This is a genomic window from Tepidimonas thermarum (assembly GCF_007556705.1).
Classification (GTDB): Bacteria; Pseudomonadota; Gammaproteobacteria; order Burkholderiales; family Burkholderiaceae_C; genus Tepidimonas; species Tepidimonas thermarum.
On record NZ_VJOL01000021.1, the window covers coordinates 13,752 to 30,018 of the forward strand.

Genomic DNA, 16,267 nt, shown 5'->3' on the forward strand with positions numbered 1-16,267 from the left:
GCGGGCCATGACGGAGTACCAGGACGCCGACACCCGCATCGCCCAATTCCGCTGGCGCGCCTGGGTGGCGCTGGCGGCGGTGGTGGCCGCCTTTGGCGCGCTGGCACTGCGCGCGTGGCACCTGCAAATCCGCGAGCACGAGCGCTACGCCGCGCAGGCCGAGGGTAACCGCACCGCGGTGCTGCCCATCGTGCCCGCGCGCGGGCACATCGTGGACCGCAACGGCGTCGTGCTGGCGGAGAACCTGCCCGTGTACGCGCTGGAGATCGTGCCGGCGCGCACCCCGGACCTGGAGGCGACCCTGCAGCGGCTGGGCGAGCTCGTCACGCTTGCCCCGCGCGACCTGCAGCGCTTTCGCCGACTGCTGGGCGAGTCCAAGCGGTTCGACTCGATCCCGCTCAAAACCCGCCTGAGCGAGGAGGAAATGGCCCGCGTGGCGGCCCGCCTGTGGGAACTGCCGGGGGTGGACATCCAGGCACGTCAACTGCGGCGCTACCCGCTGGGCCCCACGGCGGCGCACGTGCTGGGCTACATCGGCCGCATCAGCCAGCGCGACCGCGAGGCCATGGACGACTGGCCGGAAGAAAAAGTCGCCAACTACCGTGGCAGCACCCACATCGGCAAATTGGGGGTCGAGGCCGCACAAGAAGACCGGCTGCATGGCCGCACCGGCTTTGAGCGGGTGGAGACATCGGCCGCGGGCCGCGCGGTGCGCCGTCTGGACGTCACCCCGCCCCAGGCCGGTCAAACCGTGCGCCTGTCCATCGACGTGCGGCTGCAACACCTGATCGAGCGGCTCTATGGCGAGCGCCGTGGCGCGCTGGTGGTGCTGGACACCCACACCGGCGAGGCGCTGGCGCTGGTCAGCATGCCCACCTTCGACCCCAACCTGTTCGTCGATGGCATCGACAGCGACAACTGGCGCGCCCTCAACGAATCGGTGGACCGCCCGTTGCTCAACCGCGCGCTGCGCGGCACCTACCCGCCCGGCTCCACCTACAAGCCGTTCATGGCGCTGGCGGCGCTGGAGCTGGGGCTGCGCACGCCGCAGACCACCATTTACGACCCAGGCTACTGGACGCTGGGCAACCACCGTTTTCGCAGCCATGGCGAACACGCCCTGGGGATGGTGGACCTGCGGCGCAGCATCGTGCTGTCCAGCAACGTGTACTACTACACCCTGGCGCACGAAATGGGGGTGCAGGCCATCCACGACTTCATGGCGCCGCTGGGCTTTGGCCAGCTCACCGGCATCGATTTGCCCGGCGAGGCGCGTGGCATCTTGCCCAGCCCGGCCTGGAAGCGCGCCACCTACAAACGCGCCGAGCAGCAGCGCTGGCACCCGGGCGAGACGATCTCGCTGGGCATTGGCCAGGGTTACAACAGCTTCACACCGCTGCAGCTGGCCACGGCCACGGCCACGCTGGCCAACGGCGGCACGCGCGTCACGCCCCACGTGGTGCTGGAAACCCGCGCCGCGGGCCCCGAGGGCCGCATCACGTCATCACGCCCGGTGGTGGCCGGTCAAGCACTGGGCTACCGCCGCGAGCATGTGCAGGTGGTGCTCGACGCCATGGCCGCGGTGACCACCGAGGGCACCTCCGCCCGCGCCTTTGCGGGTGCGGGCTACCGCAGCGGCGGCAAAACCGGCACCGCCCAGGCCGTGACCATCGGCCAGCGCGACAAGTACGACCCCAAGCGGCTGGCCGAATTCCAGCGCGACCACTCGCTCTACATCGCCTTTGCGCCGGTCGAATCGCCCCGCTACGCGCTGGCCGCCATCGTGGAAAACGCCGGCTTTGGGGCGGCGCACGCCGCGCCCATCGCGCGCCGGGTGTTCGACTACCTGTTGCTGGGCCTGTACCCGAGCGAGGACGACATTGCCGCCACGCAAAACGGCCAAAGCGCCGCCCCCATCGGCACCCCGCGCCGGGTGGACGAGGTGCCGTGGCCGCCCCCTCAGGGCAACGCGCCGTAGGCGTCCCAGCCGGTTTTGGCAATCAGCGCCGCCACCACGGTGATGAACACCCCGCGCACAAACCCGGCACCGTGCCGCAGCGCCAGCCGCGTGCCCAGCAAACTGCCGGCCACATTGGCCGCCGCCATGGCCAAACCGTAGTGCCACCAGACGTGTCCCTTCCACGCAAACAGGGCCACCGCCGCCACGTTGGACGTGGTGTTGAGCAGCTTGGCCGAGGCGCTGGCGCTCAAAAAGTCGTAGCCCAACCAGCGCACGAACAGGAAGACGAAAAAACTGCCCGTGCCTGGCCCAAAGAAACCGTCGTAAAACCCAATGGTGCCGCCCACCGCGCACGCGGCCAGCGTCTCGGCCCGCCCGGCAAAGCGCGGCCGGTGGTGCAGGCCCATATCCTTTTTGGCCAGGGTGTAGAGCAGCACCGCCCCCAGGATGAAAGGCAGCGCCCGCCGCAGCAGCTCGGCCGACACCTGCGTCACGCACCATGCGCCCGCCCACGCCCCCACCAGGCACACCGCGGCCGCCGGCAACAGGGCCGACCAGCGCACCTGCACGCGCCGCGCGTAACGCCACGTGGCGGTCGCCGTCCCCCAGACCGAGGCGCTTTTGTTGGTGCCCAGCAACGTGGCCGGTGGCGCCAGCGGGAAGGCGGCAAACAGCGCCGGCACCAAAATCAGACCGCCGCCGCCCACGATGGCGTCCACAAAGCCCGCCAGCAGCGAGGCGCTCGTCAACATCAGCCATTCCATGGGCCCGATTGTCGCCGGGCCAGCGCAGCGCACCGCGCCAACCCCACAAAAAAGCCCGGGTGCCGTCGGCAGCCCGGGCCCAAGCCCCAGAGTTCCAGACCTCTGCGGGCGCGGCGTCGCCCATCAGCGGTTGTAGGCCGATTCGCCATGGCTGGTGATGTCCAGCCCCTCGCGCTCCTCTTCTTCGGTCACGCGCAGTCCCACGACCATGTCCACGATCTTGTAGGCGATGAAGGCCACCACCGACGACCACACCATGGTGATGACGACCCCTTCGGCCTGCACCAGGAGCTGGTTGGCGATGCTGAAATCTTCGGCGCCCGTGCCGCCCAGCCCCGGGGCGGCAAACACCCCGGTGAGCAGCGCACCGACGATGCCGCCCACCCCATGCACGCCAAAGACATCGAGCGAATCGTCCGCACCGAGCATCTTTTTGAGGCTGGTCACACCCCACAGGCACAACAAGCCCGCCACCAGACCGATGACGATGGCACCCATCGGGCCCACCGAGCCGCAGGCCGGCGTGATGGCCACCAACCCCGCGACCGCGCCGGATGCTGCGCCCAGCATCGACGCCTTACCCTTGTGCAGGGCCTCACCCACCGACCAAGACAGCACCGCCGCCGCCGTGGCCACCAGCGTGTTGACGAAGGCCAGCGCAGCACCGGCCGTGGACTCGAGGTTGGAGCCGGCGTTGAAGCCGAACCAGCCCACCCACAGCAGCGACGCACCCACCATGGTCAGCGTCAGGCTGTGCGGGGGCATGGCCTCGCGGCCGTAGCCGATGCGCTTGCCCACCAGGTAGGCGCCCACCAGGCCGGCCATGGCGGCGTTGATGTGCACCACCGTGCCACCGGCAAAATCCAGCGCCCCTTTGCCCAGCAGGTAGCCGCCCGCCCCCCACACCATGTGCGCGATGGGCAGATAGCTGAACGTGAACCACAGCGCGCTAAACAGCAGCACCGCGCTGAACTTGATACGCTCGGCAAACGAGCCCACGATCAGCGCGCAGGTGATGCCGGCAAAGGTCGCCTGGAAGGCCACGAAGATCAGCTCGGGGATCTTCACGTTCTCGGTGAAGGTGTCCGCCAGCGACGCCGTGTTGATGCCCATGAGGAACACCTTGTCCAGGTTGCCGATGATCAGCCCCTCGCCACCAAACGCCAGGCTGTAGCCGTAGATCGCCCACAGCACCGTGATCAGCGAAAACACGACGAGCACCTGCATCAGCACCGACAGCATGTTTTTGCTGCGCACCAGGCCGCCGTAGAACAGCGCCAGGCCCGGGATCACCATCATGATCACCAGCAGCGTGGCGGTCATCATCCAGGCCACGTCGCCCTTGTCCACCGTGGGGGCGGCGGCCGCGGCGGGTTCTGCCGGGGCGGGTGCTGGGGCAGCGGCGGCTGGCGCCGACTCTGCGGGCGCCGGCGCGGCCTCGGTGGCCACCGGCGCATCTTTGGGGGGCTCGGCGCTTTGGGCCAGCGCGGCGCCGCCCCACAGCAAACCGACACCCAGACATAGGCTCAACAACCATCGTTTCATGACGATCCCCTTGAAGGTTTGGGTTGGTATAGGTGGGCAGGCGGCGGTCAGAGCGCGTCGGCGCCCGTCTCACCGGTGCGGATGCGAACGACTTGCTCGAGCGGCAGCACGAAAATCTTGCCGTCGCCGATCTTGCCGGTGCGGGCGGCGGTCTCGATCGCCTCGACGACGCGCTCGGCCATCCCATCGTCGACGGCGGCTTCGACCTTGACCTTGGGCAGGAAGTCCACGACGTACTCCGCGCCCCGGTAGAGCTCGGTGTGCCCTTTTTGTCGCCCGAAGCCCTTGACTTCGGTCACGGTAACACCCTGCACGCCGATGGACGAGAGTGCCTCGCGCACTTCGTCGAGCTTGAAGGGCTTGATGATGGCGGTCACCAGTTTCATGGCAGTCCTTTCGTTGGAAATTGCGCGCCTTGCGGCATGGCTGCGCCGAATCCCAAGCACGTTGTGTGCCAGTCCACGGGTGCACCCCTTCGGCGCCGCCGCTGCCACGCCGCGCCATAATCGCCCCCAGGCGGCGCCAGCGCCCCATCGGCACGGTGGCGATACGGAGCCCGACCCTGACGGCAGCACGCGCCCGGCCCCATGTGGCGGGCGTGAAGGTGCGCCGGGGATCCGGCCCACGCGCGGCGCCGACGACCGATACGCGTCACAACGGGGAGGCAAACGACATGGGGTTGTGTGTGGTGCACAGCCGCACCCTTTTGGGGCTTGCGGCGCATCCGGTGCAGGTCGAGGTGCATTTGGCCAACGGCCTGCCCAGCTTTACCCTCGTCGGGCTGGCCGACACCGAGGTCAAAGAGGCGCGCGAGCGGGTGCGCTCCGCCATTCAAAACAGCGGGCTCGAGTGGCCGTCCAACCAGCGCATCACGGTCAACCTGGCCCCGGCCGATCTGCCCAAGGACTCGGGCCGGCTGGACCTGCCGATTGCGCTGGGCATATTGGCGGCCAGTGGTCAGCTCGACCCCGCGGCCTTGACGGGCCACGAATATGCCGGGGAACTCTCCCTCAGCGGCGCGCTGCGGCCCGTGCGCGGCGCACTGCCCATGGCCTTGGCCGTGCGCACCGAATCGGTGCACGGTCAGCCCGAGCGCGCCCTGGTGCTGCCCCCTGGCAGCGCCGAGGAAGCCGCGCTGGTGCCGGGCGTCACGGTTTACCGGGTGCAGCACCTGCTCGACGCGGTGCAGCGTTTTGCGCCCGCCGGCAAGGCGCCCAGCGGCGCCGGGGCGGCGGACGCCGAGGCGGGCTGGCGGCGGGTGCACGCCGCGCCCAGCGACCGCGGCGCCGCCACCCGCGGCCCCGATCTGGCCGACATCAAAGGCCAAGCCACTGCGCGCCGGGCGCTGGAGATTGCCGCTGCAGGTGGCCACAGCCTGCTGCTATCCGGCCCGCCGGGCGCGGGCAAATCCATGCTGGCGCAACGGCTGCCGGGGCTGCTGCCGCCGCTGGACGACGACGAGGCGCTGGAAGCCGCTGCGATTGCGTCGCTGGTCGGGCGCTTTCGGCCCGAGGCGTGGCGCCAGCGGCCCCTGGCCGCGCCGCACCACACGGCCAGCGCGGCGGCGTTGGTCGGCGGCGGCTCGCCGCCGCGCCCCGGCGAAATTTCGCTGGCGCACCACGGCGTGCTGTTTCTGGATGAGCTGCCCGAGTTTTCGCGCAGCGCGCTGGAGGCCCTGCGCGAGCCGCTGGAGACGGGGCGCGTGCGCCTGTCGCGTGCCGCCCGGCAGGTCGAGTACCCGGCGTGCTTTCAGCTGGTGGCGGCCATGAACCCCTGCCCCTGCGGCTACCTGGGCGCCACCACGCGGGCGTGCCGCTGCACCCCCGATCAGGTGCAACGCTACCGCAACCGGCTCAGCGGCCCGCTGCTGGACCGCATCGATTTGCACATCGACGTCCCGGCGCTGCCACCGCAGGTGCTGCTGTCCGCCCCACCGGGTGAGCCTACGGCGGTCGTGCGCACGCGCGTGCAGGCCGCCCGCGCGCGCGCCGTGGCACGCCAAGGCCACCCCAACCGCGATTTGCAGGGGGACGCGCTGCTGGCCCATGCCGCGTTGGACGAGGCCGCGCACCGCCTGCTGCAGCAAGCCGCGACCCGGCTGGGCTGGTCCGGCCGCGCCACGCACCGCGCCTTGCGCGTGGCGCGCACGATCGCCGACCTGGCCGACAGCGCCCGCGTGCAAGCCGTGCATGTGGCGGAAGCGCTGCAATACCGTCCCGCCGAGGCGGCATTGCCGCCATAATGCCGCGCAGTCCCTTGCTACCGTGCCCATGGACTTCGCCACCACCGCCCACCCGCCCAGCGCCGACCACGCCTTGCCCCCGCTGCGCTGGCCCACGCCGCCCTACATAGGCTACGGCAGCGCCGAGCCCGCCAGCCAACCGCTGGACTGTGACATCGAGGGCAGCAACGGCCAGACGCGCAACTGCCGACTGGTGGCGCTGGACCTCGAGCAGCGCCTCGCGCACATCCAGGTGCCGCCATCGCGCACGGTCATGCCGCTGCGCTTTGACATGTTCCGGCGCCTCACGCTCACCCAACCCCTGGCCCCGGTGGAGGTGAGCGACTCCCAGCCGCCCGACAGCACCTTCGAGGCGCTGCTGCGCCACCGGCCACGGCTCCCCTACCGGCTCACGCTGGCCGACGGCACCACGCGCACGGGCGTCACGATCGGGCACGTCGAATCCGACGCCGGCGTTTTTTTGTTCGAGCCGCTCGACGACGACGATCGGGTGCGCCGCGTCTTTGTGCCGCGCAGCGCCTACCGCGAATTGCACATCAGCGAGGCCATCGGCCGCGTGCTGGTGGACCAGCAGGCGCTGACCTCCGAGCAGGTGGAGCGCGCCGCGCGCGAGCAGCAGGCCATGCGCCAGCGCAAGCTGGGCGACTACCTGGTCATCAAAGAGGTGGTCAAGCCCGAGCAGCTGCTCATGGCGCTGGAGGAGCAGCAGCGCATGCCGCTGGTGCGCATCGGCGAAGCGCTCACCGCGCTGGGCTTCATCAGCGAGGCGCAACTGCAAGAAGCGCTGGAGAAGCAAAAAACCGAACGCAGCCTCCCGCTGGGTGAGCTGCTGGTGCAAAGCGGGCAACTCACCCGCGAGCAGCTGCGCGTGGCGCTGGCGCGCAAGATGGGCTACCCGGTGGTGGATTTGGCCCAGTTTCCCGTCGATGCCGACGCGTTGCGCCGCGTGCCGCTGGCCACGGCGCGCAAGCTGCGCATCGTGCCGCTGTTGTGGCGCGCGGGCACGCTCATCATCGCCGCCGAAGACCCGTCGCGGCGCGCCACCATCGACGAACTGGAATTTCAGCTGCAGTGCAAGGTCGTGCCCACCCTGTCGAGCACGCCGCTGGAGCCGCGCGCCATCACCGAGGTCTACGCCCGCTATGGGCTGGACGCCGGCGCGCCGCCGCTGACCGAGGCGACGACGGCCGAGGCCTCCACCGAACAGTTGCTCGAATCGCTGGAGTTGGGCGCCGAAGACGACAGCGACACCCAAGCCCCGGTGGAGCAATCGGACAACTCGCTGGTGCGGCTGATCAACACCATCATCATCGAGGCGCACCAACAGGGGGCCTCGGACATCCACATCGAAACCTACCCGGGCAAGCGCAAGGTGCGCATCCGCCTGCGCAAGGACGGCCGCCTGCGGCCCTACATGGAGTTGCCCCACACCTACCGCGCGGCGCTGGTGGCACGCCTGAAAATCATGTGCGAGCTCGACATCTCCGAGCGCCGCAAGCCGCAGGACGGCAAAATCGACTTCAGCAAGTTTGCGCCCCAGCACCGGCTGGAGCTGCGCGTCGCCACCATCCCCACCCACGGCGGCGCCGAAGACGTGGTGCTGCGCCTGCTGAGCTCCGCCCGCCCGCTGGCGGTGGCCGAGCTGGGCCTGAGCCCCGAAAACCACGACCAGCTCCTGGCCGCGGTCAACCGCCCGCACGGCATGGTGTTGTGCGTGGGGCCCACGGGGTCGGGCAAAACGACCACGCTGCACGCGTTGCTGCAACACCTCAACACCCCCGACCGCAAGATCTGGACCGCCGAGGACCCGATCGAAATCGCCCACCCCGACCTGCGCCAAATCCAGGTCAACCCGCGCATCGACTGGACCTTCAGCAAGGCGCTGCGGGCCCTGCTGCGTGCCGACCCGGACGTCATCATGGTGGGGGAAATCCGCGACGCCGAAACCGCGCAAATGGCCATCGAGGCCTCGCTCACCGGCCACCTGGTGCTGTCCACGCTGCACACCAACAGCGCGCCCGAGACGGTGGTGCGGCTGCTCGACATGGGCATGGACCCGTTCAACTTTGCCGATTCGCTGGTGGGCGTGCTGGCGCAACGGCTGGTGCGGCGGCTGTGTCCCCATTGCGTGCAGCGCACCCCGGCCGAGCCGGCCTTCGTGGACGAACTGCTGGCCGACTACCTGCACCTGTTCCCGCAGGATTTGCGGCCCAGCGCCGACGAGGTGCGCGCGCAGTGGCACGCGCGCTTTGCCGAGGGCGGCGGTGCGCTGATGCGTGCCCACGCCCCGGGCTGCGCCTCGTGCGACCAAAGCGGCTACAAGGGCCGCATCGGCATCCACGAGCTGCTGGTGGTCAACGCCGCGCTGCGGCGCCTGATCCAGACCAAGGCCCCGTCGGAGGCGTTGGCCTACTCGGCCATGGCCACCGGGCACTTTCGCACCCTGCGGCAAGACGGCATCCTCAAAGTGCTGCAGGGGCTCACCACCATCGACGAAATCCGCGCCAGCACGGCCGCCTGAGCGGCCCGCCCGTCCCGGCCCCGTCAGAGATTGGGCGCCAGCCAGCGCGCCAGCTCGTCCACCGGCCAGCCGCGGCGCTGGGCCATGTCCTCCAACTGGTCGCGGCCAATCTTGCCCACGTTGAAGTACACCGCCTGCGGGTGCGCGATGTAAAAGCCGCTGACGCTCGCCGCCGGCGTCATGGCCAGGCTTTCGGTCAGGCCCATGCCGATCTCCTCACAACGCAGCAGCGCAAACAGGTCGCGCTTGACGGTGTGGTCGGGGCAGGCCGGGTAGCCCGGCGCGGGGCGTATGCCCTGGTAGCGCTCGGCAATCAGCTCCTCCAGGTTCAGGCGCTCGTGCGGGGCATAGCCCCACAGCTCGGTGCGCACGCGCTCGTGCAGCCGCTCGGCCAGCGCCTCGGCCAGCCGGTCGGCCAAGGCCTTGAACATGATCGCGGAATAGTCGTCATGCGCGGCGGCAAAGCGCGCCTCGTACGCCTCGGCACCGATGCCCGCCGTCACCGCAAACGCGCCCACGTAGTCGGGCATGCCGCTGGCGCGCGGCGCCACGAAGTCCGCCAGGCAGCGGCTCGGGCGCATGACGCCGTCGACCTCCTGCTTTTCGGTCTGCTGGCGCAGGCCGTACCAGGTCAGCACCGGCTGGGTGCGCTCCTCGTCGGCGTACAGCACAATGTCGTCGCCCTCGCCGCTGGCGGGCCAAAAGCCCAGCACCGCGTTGGCGGTCAGCCAGCGGCCCTCGACGATGCGCTTGAGCATTGCCTGCGCATCGGCCAGCACCTTGCGCGCCTGCTCGCCCACCACCGCGTCGTCCAGGATCGCGGGGTACGGGCCGGCCAAGTCCCAGGTCTGGAAGAACGGCCCCCAATCGATGTAGCGCGCGATTTCCGCCAGGTCGTACTGGCGGAAGACGCGCCGCCCCAAAAACGTGGGCCGCACGGGCTGCCACGCGTCCCAGGCGATGGGCGTGCGGTTGGCGCGCGCTTTGGCCAGCGGCCACAGCGGCACGGGTTTTTTGGCGGCGTGCTGCTGGCGCACGCGCTCGTAATCGGCGCGCACCTCGGCCACGTAGGCGTCGCGCTGCTCCCCCAGCAGCGACTGCGCCACCCCCACGCTGCGCGAGGCATCGGGCACATACACCACCGGCCCGCTGTACTGCGGCGCGATCTTGACGGCCGTGTGCACGCGGCTGGTGGTCGCCCCGCCGATGAGCAGTGGCACGCCACGCTCGCGAAACCACGGGTCCTTCTCCATCTCGGCGGCGACGAACTGCATCTCCTCCAGGCTGGGCGTGATCAGGCCCGACAGCCCCACGATATCGGCCCCCACCTCCTTGGCTTTGGCCAGGATGTCGTGGCAGGGCACCATCACGCCCATGTTGACGACCTCGAAATTGTTGCACTGCAGCACGACGGCGACGATGTTCTTGCCGATGTCGTGCACGTCGCCCTTGACCGTCGCGATCACGATCTTGCCCTTGGGCTTGACATCGCCGCCGGCGGCTTGGAGCTGGCGCTTTTCCTCCTCGATGTAGGGCACCAGGTGGGCCACCGCCTGCTTCATCACGCGCGCGCTCTTGACCACCTGCGGCAAAAACATCTTGCCCGCGCCAAAGAGGTCACCCACCGTGTTCATGCCCGCCATCAGCGGGCCTTCGATCACGTGCAGCGGCCGGCCACCCTGGGCCTTGATCGCCTGCCAGGCTTCCTCGGTGTCCTGGACGATGAAGTCGGTGATGCCGTGCACCAGCGCGTGCGACAGGCGCTCCTCCACCGGCAGCGCGCGCCAGGCCAGACGGGCGCTGTCGTCCTTGGCCGAGCCCTTGACCTGTTCGGCAATCTCCAGCAGCCGCTCGGTGGCGTCCGGGCGGCGGTTGAGCACCACGTCTTCCACGCGCGCGCGCAGCTCCGGGTCGAGCTCGTCGTACACCCCGATCTGCCCGGCGTTGACGATGCCCATGTCCATGCCGGCGCGGATGGCGTGGTACAGGAACACCGTGTGGATGGCCTCGCGCACCGGCTCGTTGCCGCGGAAGGAAAAGCTCACGTTGGACACGCCGCCCGACACCTTGGCACCGGGCAGGTGCTGCTTGATCCAGCGCGTGGCCTCGATGAAGTCCACGGCGTAGTTGTTGTGCTCCTCGATGCCGGTGGCAATCGCAAAGATGTTGGGGTCGAAGATGATGTCCTCGGGCGGGAAGCCCACCTCGTCGACCAGGATGCGGTAGGCCCGCTCGCAGATCTCGATCTTGCGCGCAAAGGTGTCCGCCTGCCCCTGCTCGTCGAAGGCCATCACCACGGTGGCGGCGCCGTAGCGGCGGATCAGCTTGGCCTGGCGCTTGAACTCGGCCTCGCCTTCCTTGAGCGAGATCGAGTTGACGATGCCCTTGCCCTGGATGCACTTGAGGCCGGCCTCGATCACCTCCCACTTGGAGCTGTCGATCATGATCGGCACGCGCGCGATCTCGGGCTCAGACGCGATGAGGTTGAGGAAGCGCACCATCGCGGCCTTGCTGTCGAGCATGGCCTCGTCCATGTTGACGTCGATGATCTGCGCGCCGTTTTCCACCTGCTGACGCGCCACGGCCAAGGCCTCTTCGAACTGGCCGTTGAGGATCATGCGCGCAAACGCCTTGGAGCCGGTAACGTTGGTGCGCTCGCCAATGTTGACGAACAAGCTGCCCGCGCCAATGACCAGGGGCTCCAGCCCCGAAAGCATCATGGGCGGGATGGGGCAGGCGGGGGCAGTCGGGTCAGACACGGCAGAAACGGGCATGGGCAAGGCGGCGGTGCCGCAACCAAACGGCACCCGGGCAAAGCCCACCATTCTACGGCGCGGCCCTCACGCGGCGCGTCGATGCTGCGCAGCGCCCCTTGCGCCCTGTGGGCGGCAACGATGCGCACTCAACGCCGGCCCACCCGCTTGCGCATCCAGCGCGGCGCACGAAAGCGCACCACACGGACGTACACCACCAGATACGCCACCAAAAACAGCACTGCACTCGCGATCAACAACGGCTCGCTGCGCCAAAACAACACCGCGGGCACGATCGCCACCGACGCCAGCGCCCACAGGTAAGGCGACGTCGCCGCATTGCGCGCCGTCATGTCGCGGCTGGCGTCCGGCCCGGCCGCCCAGCGCACCAGCCGCCGATAGACCAACATGTGCAGGTGCAACCCATCCGGCACACCGGGCGAGACGCCGCGCACCCAGCGCTTGCGGTAGATGGAAAACAGCGTCTCCATGATCGGATACGCGCACACCAGCAAGCAAAACCACGGCGACAGCCCCGGATGCCGAACCACCAGCAACACCGCCACCTCGGCCAGCACAAACCCCACCAGGTAAGCGCCACCATCGCCCAAAAAAACCAACCCGCGCGGGTAGTTCCACACAAAAAAGCCCGCCAAGGCACCGATCATGGCCAAGCACACCTGCACCAGCAGCACGTCGCCAAGCGACCATGCCACGTAGCCAAATGCGGTAAACATCAGCATGCAAACCGCTGCCGCCAGCCCATTGAACCCGTCGATGATGTTGACCGCGTTGGCCACCCCGGCGACCGCCACCAGCGTCAGCGCCAGGCTGGCCGGCGCCCACACCAGCCAGTCATCCACAACCGGCACCCCCACCCGCGGCAGTTGCGCATCCACCAGCCACGCCCCCAGAGCGGCCGAGGCCATGGTCGCGCCCAAACGCGCCAGCACCCCCACGCGCTTGGTCAAGTCCTCTGCCAGGCCGGCCGCAAACGCGGGCACGGCGGCAAGCAGCAGCCACAGGGCCTCCACCGCCACCAAACCGCGCCAGCCACTCCATGCCAATGCTGCGGTCAAACCCGCAGCCACCCCGATGCCACCGATACGGGGAACTCTCCCCTTATGAAACTTCTGAACGCCCCACCGCTGATCGGAAGTTACATGCAAATGCAAGTTTCTGGACCGAACGATCAACATCACCACGATCAAAGCGGTTAACAACCCAACGATCAGGGTTTGCATTCAACACTCCGAACGGCGCATCCGTCGTCCTTATGAGCCAGGTCCTCTTGGCAGGATCGCTGCCCGCCAGCCCGCACCGCAAACCCCCACGCACTCGCGCACATATCGTGCACCGTGCGCGTGGCGCGCCAGCCCAGCACCTGCTGGGCCTTGGTGGGGTCGGCCCAGCAGGCGGCCACATCGCCCGGGCGGCGTGCGGCGATGCGGTAGGGGATGGGGCGGCCGCTGGCTTGCTCGAAGGCGCGCACCATCTGCAGCACGCTGGTGCCCTGCCCCGTGCCCAGGTTGAAGATGTCGCAAGACTGGTGGGTGCGGCCCAGGTGGTCCAGCGCGGCGCGGTGGCCTTCGGCCAGGTCCATGACGTGCAGGTAGTCGCGCACGCCGGTGCCGTCTGCCGTGGGGTAGTCGTCGCCCCAGATGTTGAGGTGGGGCAGTTGCCCGGCGGCGACGCGGGCGATGTAGGGCATGAGGTTGTTGGGGATGCCGTTGGGGTCTTCGCCGATGAGGCCCGAGTCGTGCGCGCCAACGGGGTTGAAGTAGCGCAGGATGGCGATGCGCCAGGCGGGGTCGCTGGCGGCGAGGTCTTGCAGCATCGCTTCGATGTGCAGCTTGGTGCGGCCGTAGGGGTTGGTGGCGCGGGTGGGGTGGTCTTCGGCCAGCGGCAGGCGCTGCGGCTGGCCATAGACGGTGGCGCTGCTGGAAAAGACCAGCTGGCGCACACCCTCATCGGCCATGGCGCGCAAGAGGCTGATGGTGCCGGCGACGTTGTGGTGGAAGTACGCCAGCGGCTGCGCGACGGATTCGCCCACGGCCTTGAGGCCGGCAAAGTGGATGACGGCCTGGATGCGGTGGTGGCGCAGCATCATGCGCACGCGGATGGTGTCGAGCACGTCGGCCACTTCCACCACGGGCGCTGTGCCGGTGATGCGCCCGATGCGCTCGGCGACATCGAGCCGGCTGTTGCTGAGGTTGTCCAGCAAAAAGACGCGGTGGCCGGCTCCTTGCAGCACGACGGCGGTGTGGCTGCCGATGTAGCCCAGGCCGCCGGTGAGCAGGATGTTCATGTGACCAATCCGGTGGTTGTCCGATTGTTGGATTGTTGGCTACCGGGCTACCCGCCAGTCATACTGCTGTGCTGCCCTCCCTGCTGTGTGACCAACGCACAGCAAGAGATTTTAGGGTATGCCAACGCGGCAGTCGGCTCCCTGCCCGGTGCAAAGCAGCGCAAGGGTAACGCTCTTGACGCCCCGCGGCCCCTTACCGCCGCGCCGCTTCGAGAAACGCATCGAGCATCGGCGTGGGGTCGAGCAGCGCGTCATCGCCCGGGGGATGAAACTCCGGGTGCCACTGCACCCCAAAGACGAAGCCCCGGCCGGTGTGGCGGATGGCTTCGACAATGCCGTCCGGCGCCGTGGCTTCGACCACCAGATCGCGCCCCAGGCGTTTGACCGCCTGGTGATGGATGGACGCGACCTGCCGGCCTGGGAGCTGGCCGTTCCAGCGCTGCAACCAGCCGTCGCTGGCCAGCGCCACCTCGTGGCGGTGGCGGTCGTACTGCGGTGTTTCGTGCGCGATGGCGCCGGGCACCAGGGCAGGAATGTCCTGGTACAGGCTGCCGCCAAACGCCACGTTGATGAGCTGCATGCCCCGGCAAATGCCCAGGATGGGTTTGCCCGCCTCGAGGAATTCGTGCACGAGCTCGAGCTCGTACGCATCGCGCACCGGGTCCCCGCGCCACTCGGGCTTGAGGGGCTCTTCCCCATAGGCGCGGGGGCTGACGTCGGCACCGCCTTGCAGGATCAGCCCATCTAGGTACTGGGCATAGTCACGCACCCGGATGTTGCTGCGCTGCAGCGCGCCGTCCTGCAGCACCGAGGGCACCATCAGCACCAGCGTGTCGCGCGAGGCGGCCCATTGCGCCACCGATTGCTCCAGCACCTGCAGCGTTTTGGTGCGCAGGCCGGCGGCCCCCACCTCGGGGTGGAAGATGCGGGCGGACAGCCCGATGATGACGGGGCGGCGGCGGCCAAACATGCGCGGCGCGGGCAATGCGATGGCAGTGTCGCCATCATAGCCGCAACCCCGTCGGATGGGTCACACGTTGAACAGGAAGTTCATCACGTCGCCGTCCTGCACGACGTAGTCCTTGCCTTCGGCGCGCATCTTGCCGGCCTCTTTGGCGCCCTGCTCGCCGCCGTAGCGGATGAAGTCCTCAAACGCGATGGTCTGGGCACGGATGAAGCCGCGCTCGAAGTCGGTGTGGATGACCCCGGCCGCCTGCGGCGCCGTGGCGCCTTTGCGGATGGTCCAGGCGCGCACCTCTTTTTCGCCGGCGGTGAAATAGGTCTGCAAGCCCAGCAAATCGTAGGCCGCACGAATCAGGCGGTTGAGTCCCGGCTCCTGCAGGCCCAGGTCGCGCAGGAACTCGGCGCGGTCGGCCTCGTCCATGTCGGCCAGCTCGGCCTCGATCTTGGCGCAGATGGCCACCACCGGCGCGCCCTGCTGCGCGGCATAGGCGCGCAGGCGCTGCAGGTGGGGGTTGTCGTCGCCAAAGCCATCTTCGGCCACGTTGCCCACGAACATGGCCGGCTTGGCGGTGATCAGACACAACGGTTTGAGCAAGGCACGCTCTTCGTCGGTCAGCGTCATGACGCGCACCGGGCGCCCCTCGTCCAGCACGGCACGCACCTTGTCGAGCAGCGCCACCATCTTGAGGGCCTCTTTGTCGTGCCCGCTCTTGGCCGCTTTTTGGTAGCGCTGCAGCGCCTTGTCCACCGTGCCCAAGTCGGCCAGACACAGCTCGGTCTGGATCACCTCGATGTCGGCGATGGGGTCCACCTTGCCGGCCACGTGGACGATGTTGGGGTCGTCAAAGCAGCGCACGACGTTGATGACCGCGTCGGTCTCGCGGATGTGGGCCAGGAATTGGTTGCCCAGGCCCTCGCCCTGGCTGGCCCCCGCGACCAAACCGGCGATGTCAACGAACTCCACGATGGCCGGCACCACCCGCTGCGGCTTGATGATGGCGGCGAGCTGCTGCAGACGCGGGTCGGGCACCTCCACCACACCGACGTTGGGCTCGATGGTGCAAAAGGGGTAGTTTTCGGCGGCGATGCCGGCTTGGGTCAGGGCGTTGAACAGGGTGGACTTGCCCACGTTGGGCAGGCCCACGATCCCGCATTGGAGGCTCATGGCAAGGCGAAGCGTCGGAAATGGGCAAAGGCGGCGGCGCGGGCGC

At 68.8% G+C, this 16,267-nt stretch carries 10 protein-coding genes and 1 pseudogene; 3 read left to right on the forward strand and 8 right to left on the reverse strand.

The genetic code is table 11. From position 1 onward, the window contains the following. The first annotated feature begins 7 nt into the window (after positions 1-7). A complete protein-coding gene (gene mrdA, locus Tther_RS06720; protein ID WP_143902192.1) occupies positions 8-1,978 on the forward strand; it encodes a penicillin-binding protein 2 in 1,971 nt (656 codons plus the stop codon). Here mrdA and Tther_RS06725 read toward each other — a convergent pair. The 3 genes from Tther_RS06725 to Tther_RS06735 form a co-directional block, all read right to left on the reverse strand. Continuing rightward, complete coding sequence (locus Tther_RS06725) at positions 1,960-2,724, reverse strand: TSUP family transporter (RefSeq protein WP_143902194.1); 765 nt, start codon at positions 2,722-2,724, stop codon at positions 1,960-1,962. The two genes, mrdA and Tther_RS06725, sit on opposite strands and share 19 nt — an antisense overlap. A gap of 123 nt (positions 2,725-2,847) precedes the next feature. Continuing rightward, complete coding sequence (locus Tther_RS06730; protein WP_143902196.1) at positions 2,848-4,269, reverse strand: ammonium transporter; 1,422 nt, start codon at positions 4,267-4,269, stop codon at positions 2,848-2,850. 47 nt (positions 4,270-4,316) lie between these two features. Next, positions 4,317-4,655 (reverse strand): P-II family nitrogen regulator, encoded by a 339-nt coding sequence (locus Tther_RS06735; protein ID WP_143902198.1) that lies wholly within the window; start codon positions 4,653-4,655, stop codon positions 4,317-4,319. A 287-nt stretch (positions 4,656-4,942) separates the two neighbouring features. On the opposite strand from Tther_RS06735, the gene Tther_RS06740 reads away from it, so the two are divergent. Both Tther_RS06740 and Tther_RS06745 read left to right on the forward strand, forming a co-directional pair. Beyond that, on the forward strand, positions 4,943-6,511 hold the full coding sequence (locus Tther_RS06740) for a YifB family Mg chelatase-like AAA ATPase (RefSeq protein WP_143902200.1): 1,569 nt from the start codon (positions 4,943-4,945) through the stop codon (positions 6,509-6,511). Between the two features lie 28 nt (positions 6,512-6,539). Continuing rightward, complete coding sequence (locus tag Tther_RS06745; RefSeq protein WP_246098942.1) at positions 6,540-9,032, forward strand: GspE/PulE family protein; 2,493 nt, start codon at positions 6,540-6,542, stop codon at positions 9,030-9,032. 23 nt (positions 9,033-9,055) lie between these two features. On the opposite strand, the gene metH is transcribed toward Tther_RS06745, so the two are convergent. The 5 genes and pseudogenes from metH to ychF form a co-directional block, all read right to left on the reverse strand. Then, on the reverse strand, positions 9,056-11,752 hold the full coding sequence (metH, locus tag Tther_RS06750) for a methionine synthase (protein ID WP_143902202.1): 2,697 nt from the start codon (positions 11,750-11,752) through the stop codon (positions 9,056-9,058). A gap of 182 nt (positions 11,753-11,934) precedes the next feature. Beyond that, positions 11,935-13,029, reverse strand: coding sequence for an MraY family glycosyltransferase (locus Tther_RS06755; protein ID WP_143902204.1), 1,095 nt, complete (start codon positions 13,027-13,029; stop codon positions 11,935-11,937). Beyond that, positions 13,017-14,093, reverse strand: a complete 1,077-nt coding sequence (gene galE, locus Tther_RS06760; protein ID WP_143902206.1) for a UDP-glucose 4-epimerase GalE — start codon at positions 14,091-14,093, stop codon at positions 13,017-13,019. The genes Tther_RS06755 and galE overlap by 13 nt, the downstream gene beginning before the upstream one ends. Positions 14,094-14,286: 193 nt before the next feature. Continuing rightward, a pseudogene (locus Tther_RS06765) lies at positions 14,287-15,084 on the reverse strand (gamma-glutamyl-gamma-aminobutyrate hydrolase family protein); the annotation flags it as partial. Positions 15,085-15,123: 39 nt separating this feature from the next. Continuing rightward, positions 15,124-16,221: a redox-regulated ATPase YchF gene (gene ychF / locus Tther_RS06770; protein ID WP_143902209.1), complete on the reverse strand. Its 1,098-nt coding sequence runs from the start codon at positions 16,219-16,221 to the stop codon at positions 15,124-15,126. Positions 16,222-16,267 lie beyond the last annotated feature (46 nt).

Excerpts from the sequence above, each read along its gene's own strand:
- mrdA (WP_143902192.1), top strand. The coding sequence starts at position 8 with ATGACGGAGTACCAGGACGCCGACACCCGCATCGCCCAATTCCGCTGG.
- Tther_RS06725 (WP_143902194.1), bottom strand. The coding sequence starts at position 2,724 with ATGGAATGGCTGATGTTGACGAGCGCCTCGCTGCTGGCGGGCTTTGTG.
- Tther_RS06730 (WP_143902196.1), bottom strand. The coding sequence starts at position 4,269 with ATGAAACGATGGTTGTTGAGCCTATGTCTGGGTGTCGGTTTGCTGTGG.
- Tther_RS06735 (WP_143902198.1), bottom strand. The coding sequence starts at position 4,655 with ATGAAACTGGTGACCGCCATCATCAAGCCCTTCAAGCTCGACGAAGTG.
- Tther_RS06740 (WP_143902200.1), top strand. The coding sequence starts at position 4,943 with ATGGGGTTGTGTGTGGTGCACAGCCGCACCCTTTTGGGGCTTGCGGCG.
- Tther_RS06745 (WP_246098942.1), top strand. The coding sequence starts at position 6,540 with ATGGACTTCGCCACCACCGCCCACCCGCCCAGCGCCGACCACGCCTTG.
- metH (WP_143902202.1), bottom strand. The coding sequence starts at position 11,752 with ATGATGCTTTCGGGGCTGGAGCCCCTGGTCATTGGCGCGGGCAGCTTG.
- Tther_RS06755 (WP_143902204.1), bottom strand. The coding sequence starts at position 13,029 with ATGCAAACCCTGATCGTTGGGTTGTTAACCGCTTTGATCGTGGTGATG.
- galE (WP_143902206.1), bottom strand. The coding sequence starts at position 14,093 with ATGAACATCCTGCTCACCGGCGGCCTGGGCTACATCGGCAGCCACACC.
- ychF (WP_143902209.1), bottom strand. The coding sequence starts at position 16,221 with ATGAGCCTCCAATGCGGGATCGTGGGCCTGCCCAACGTGGGCAAGTCC.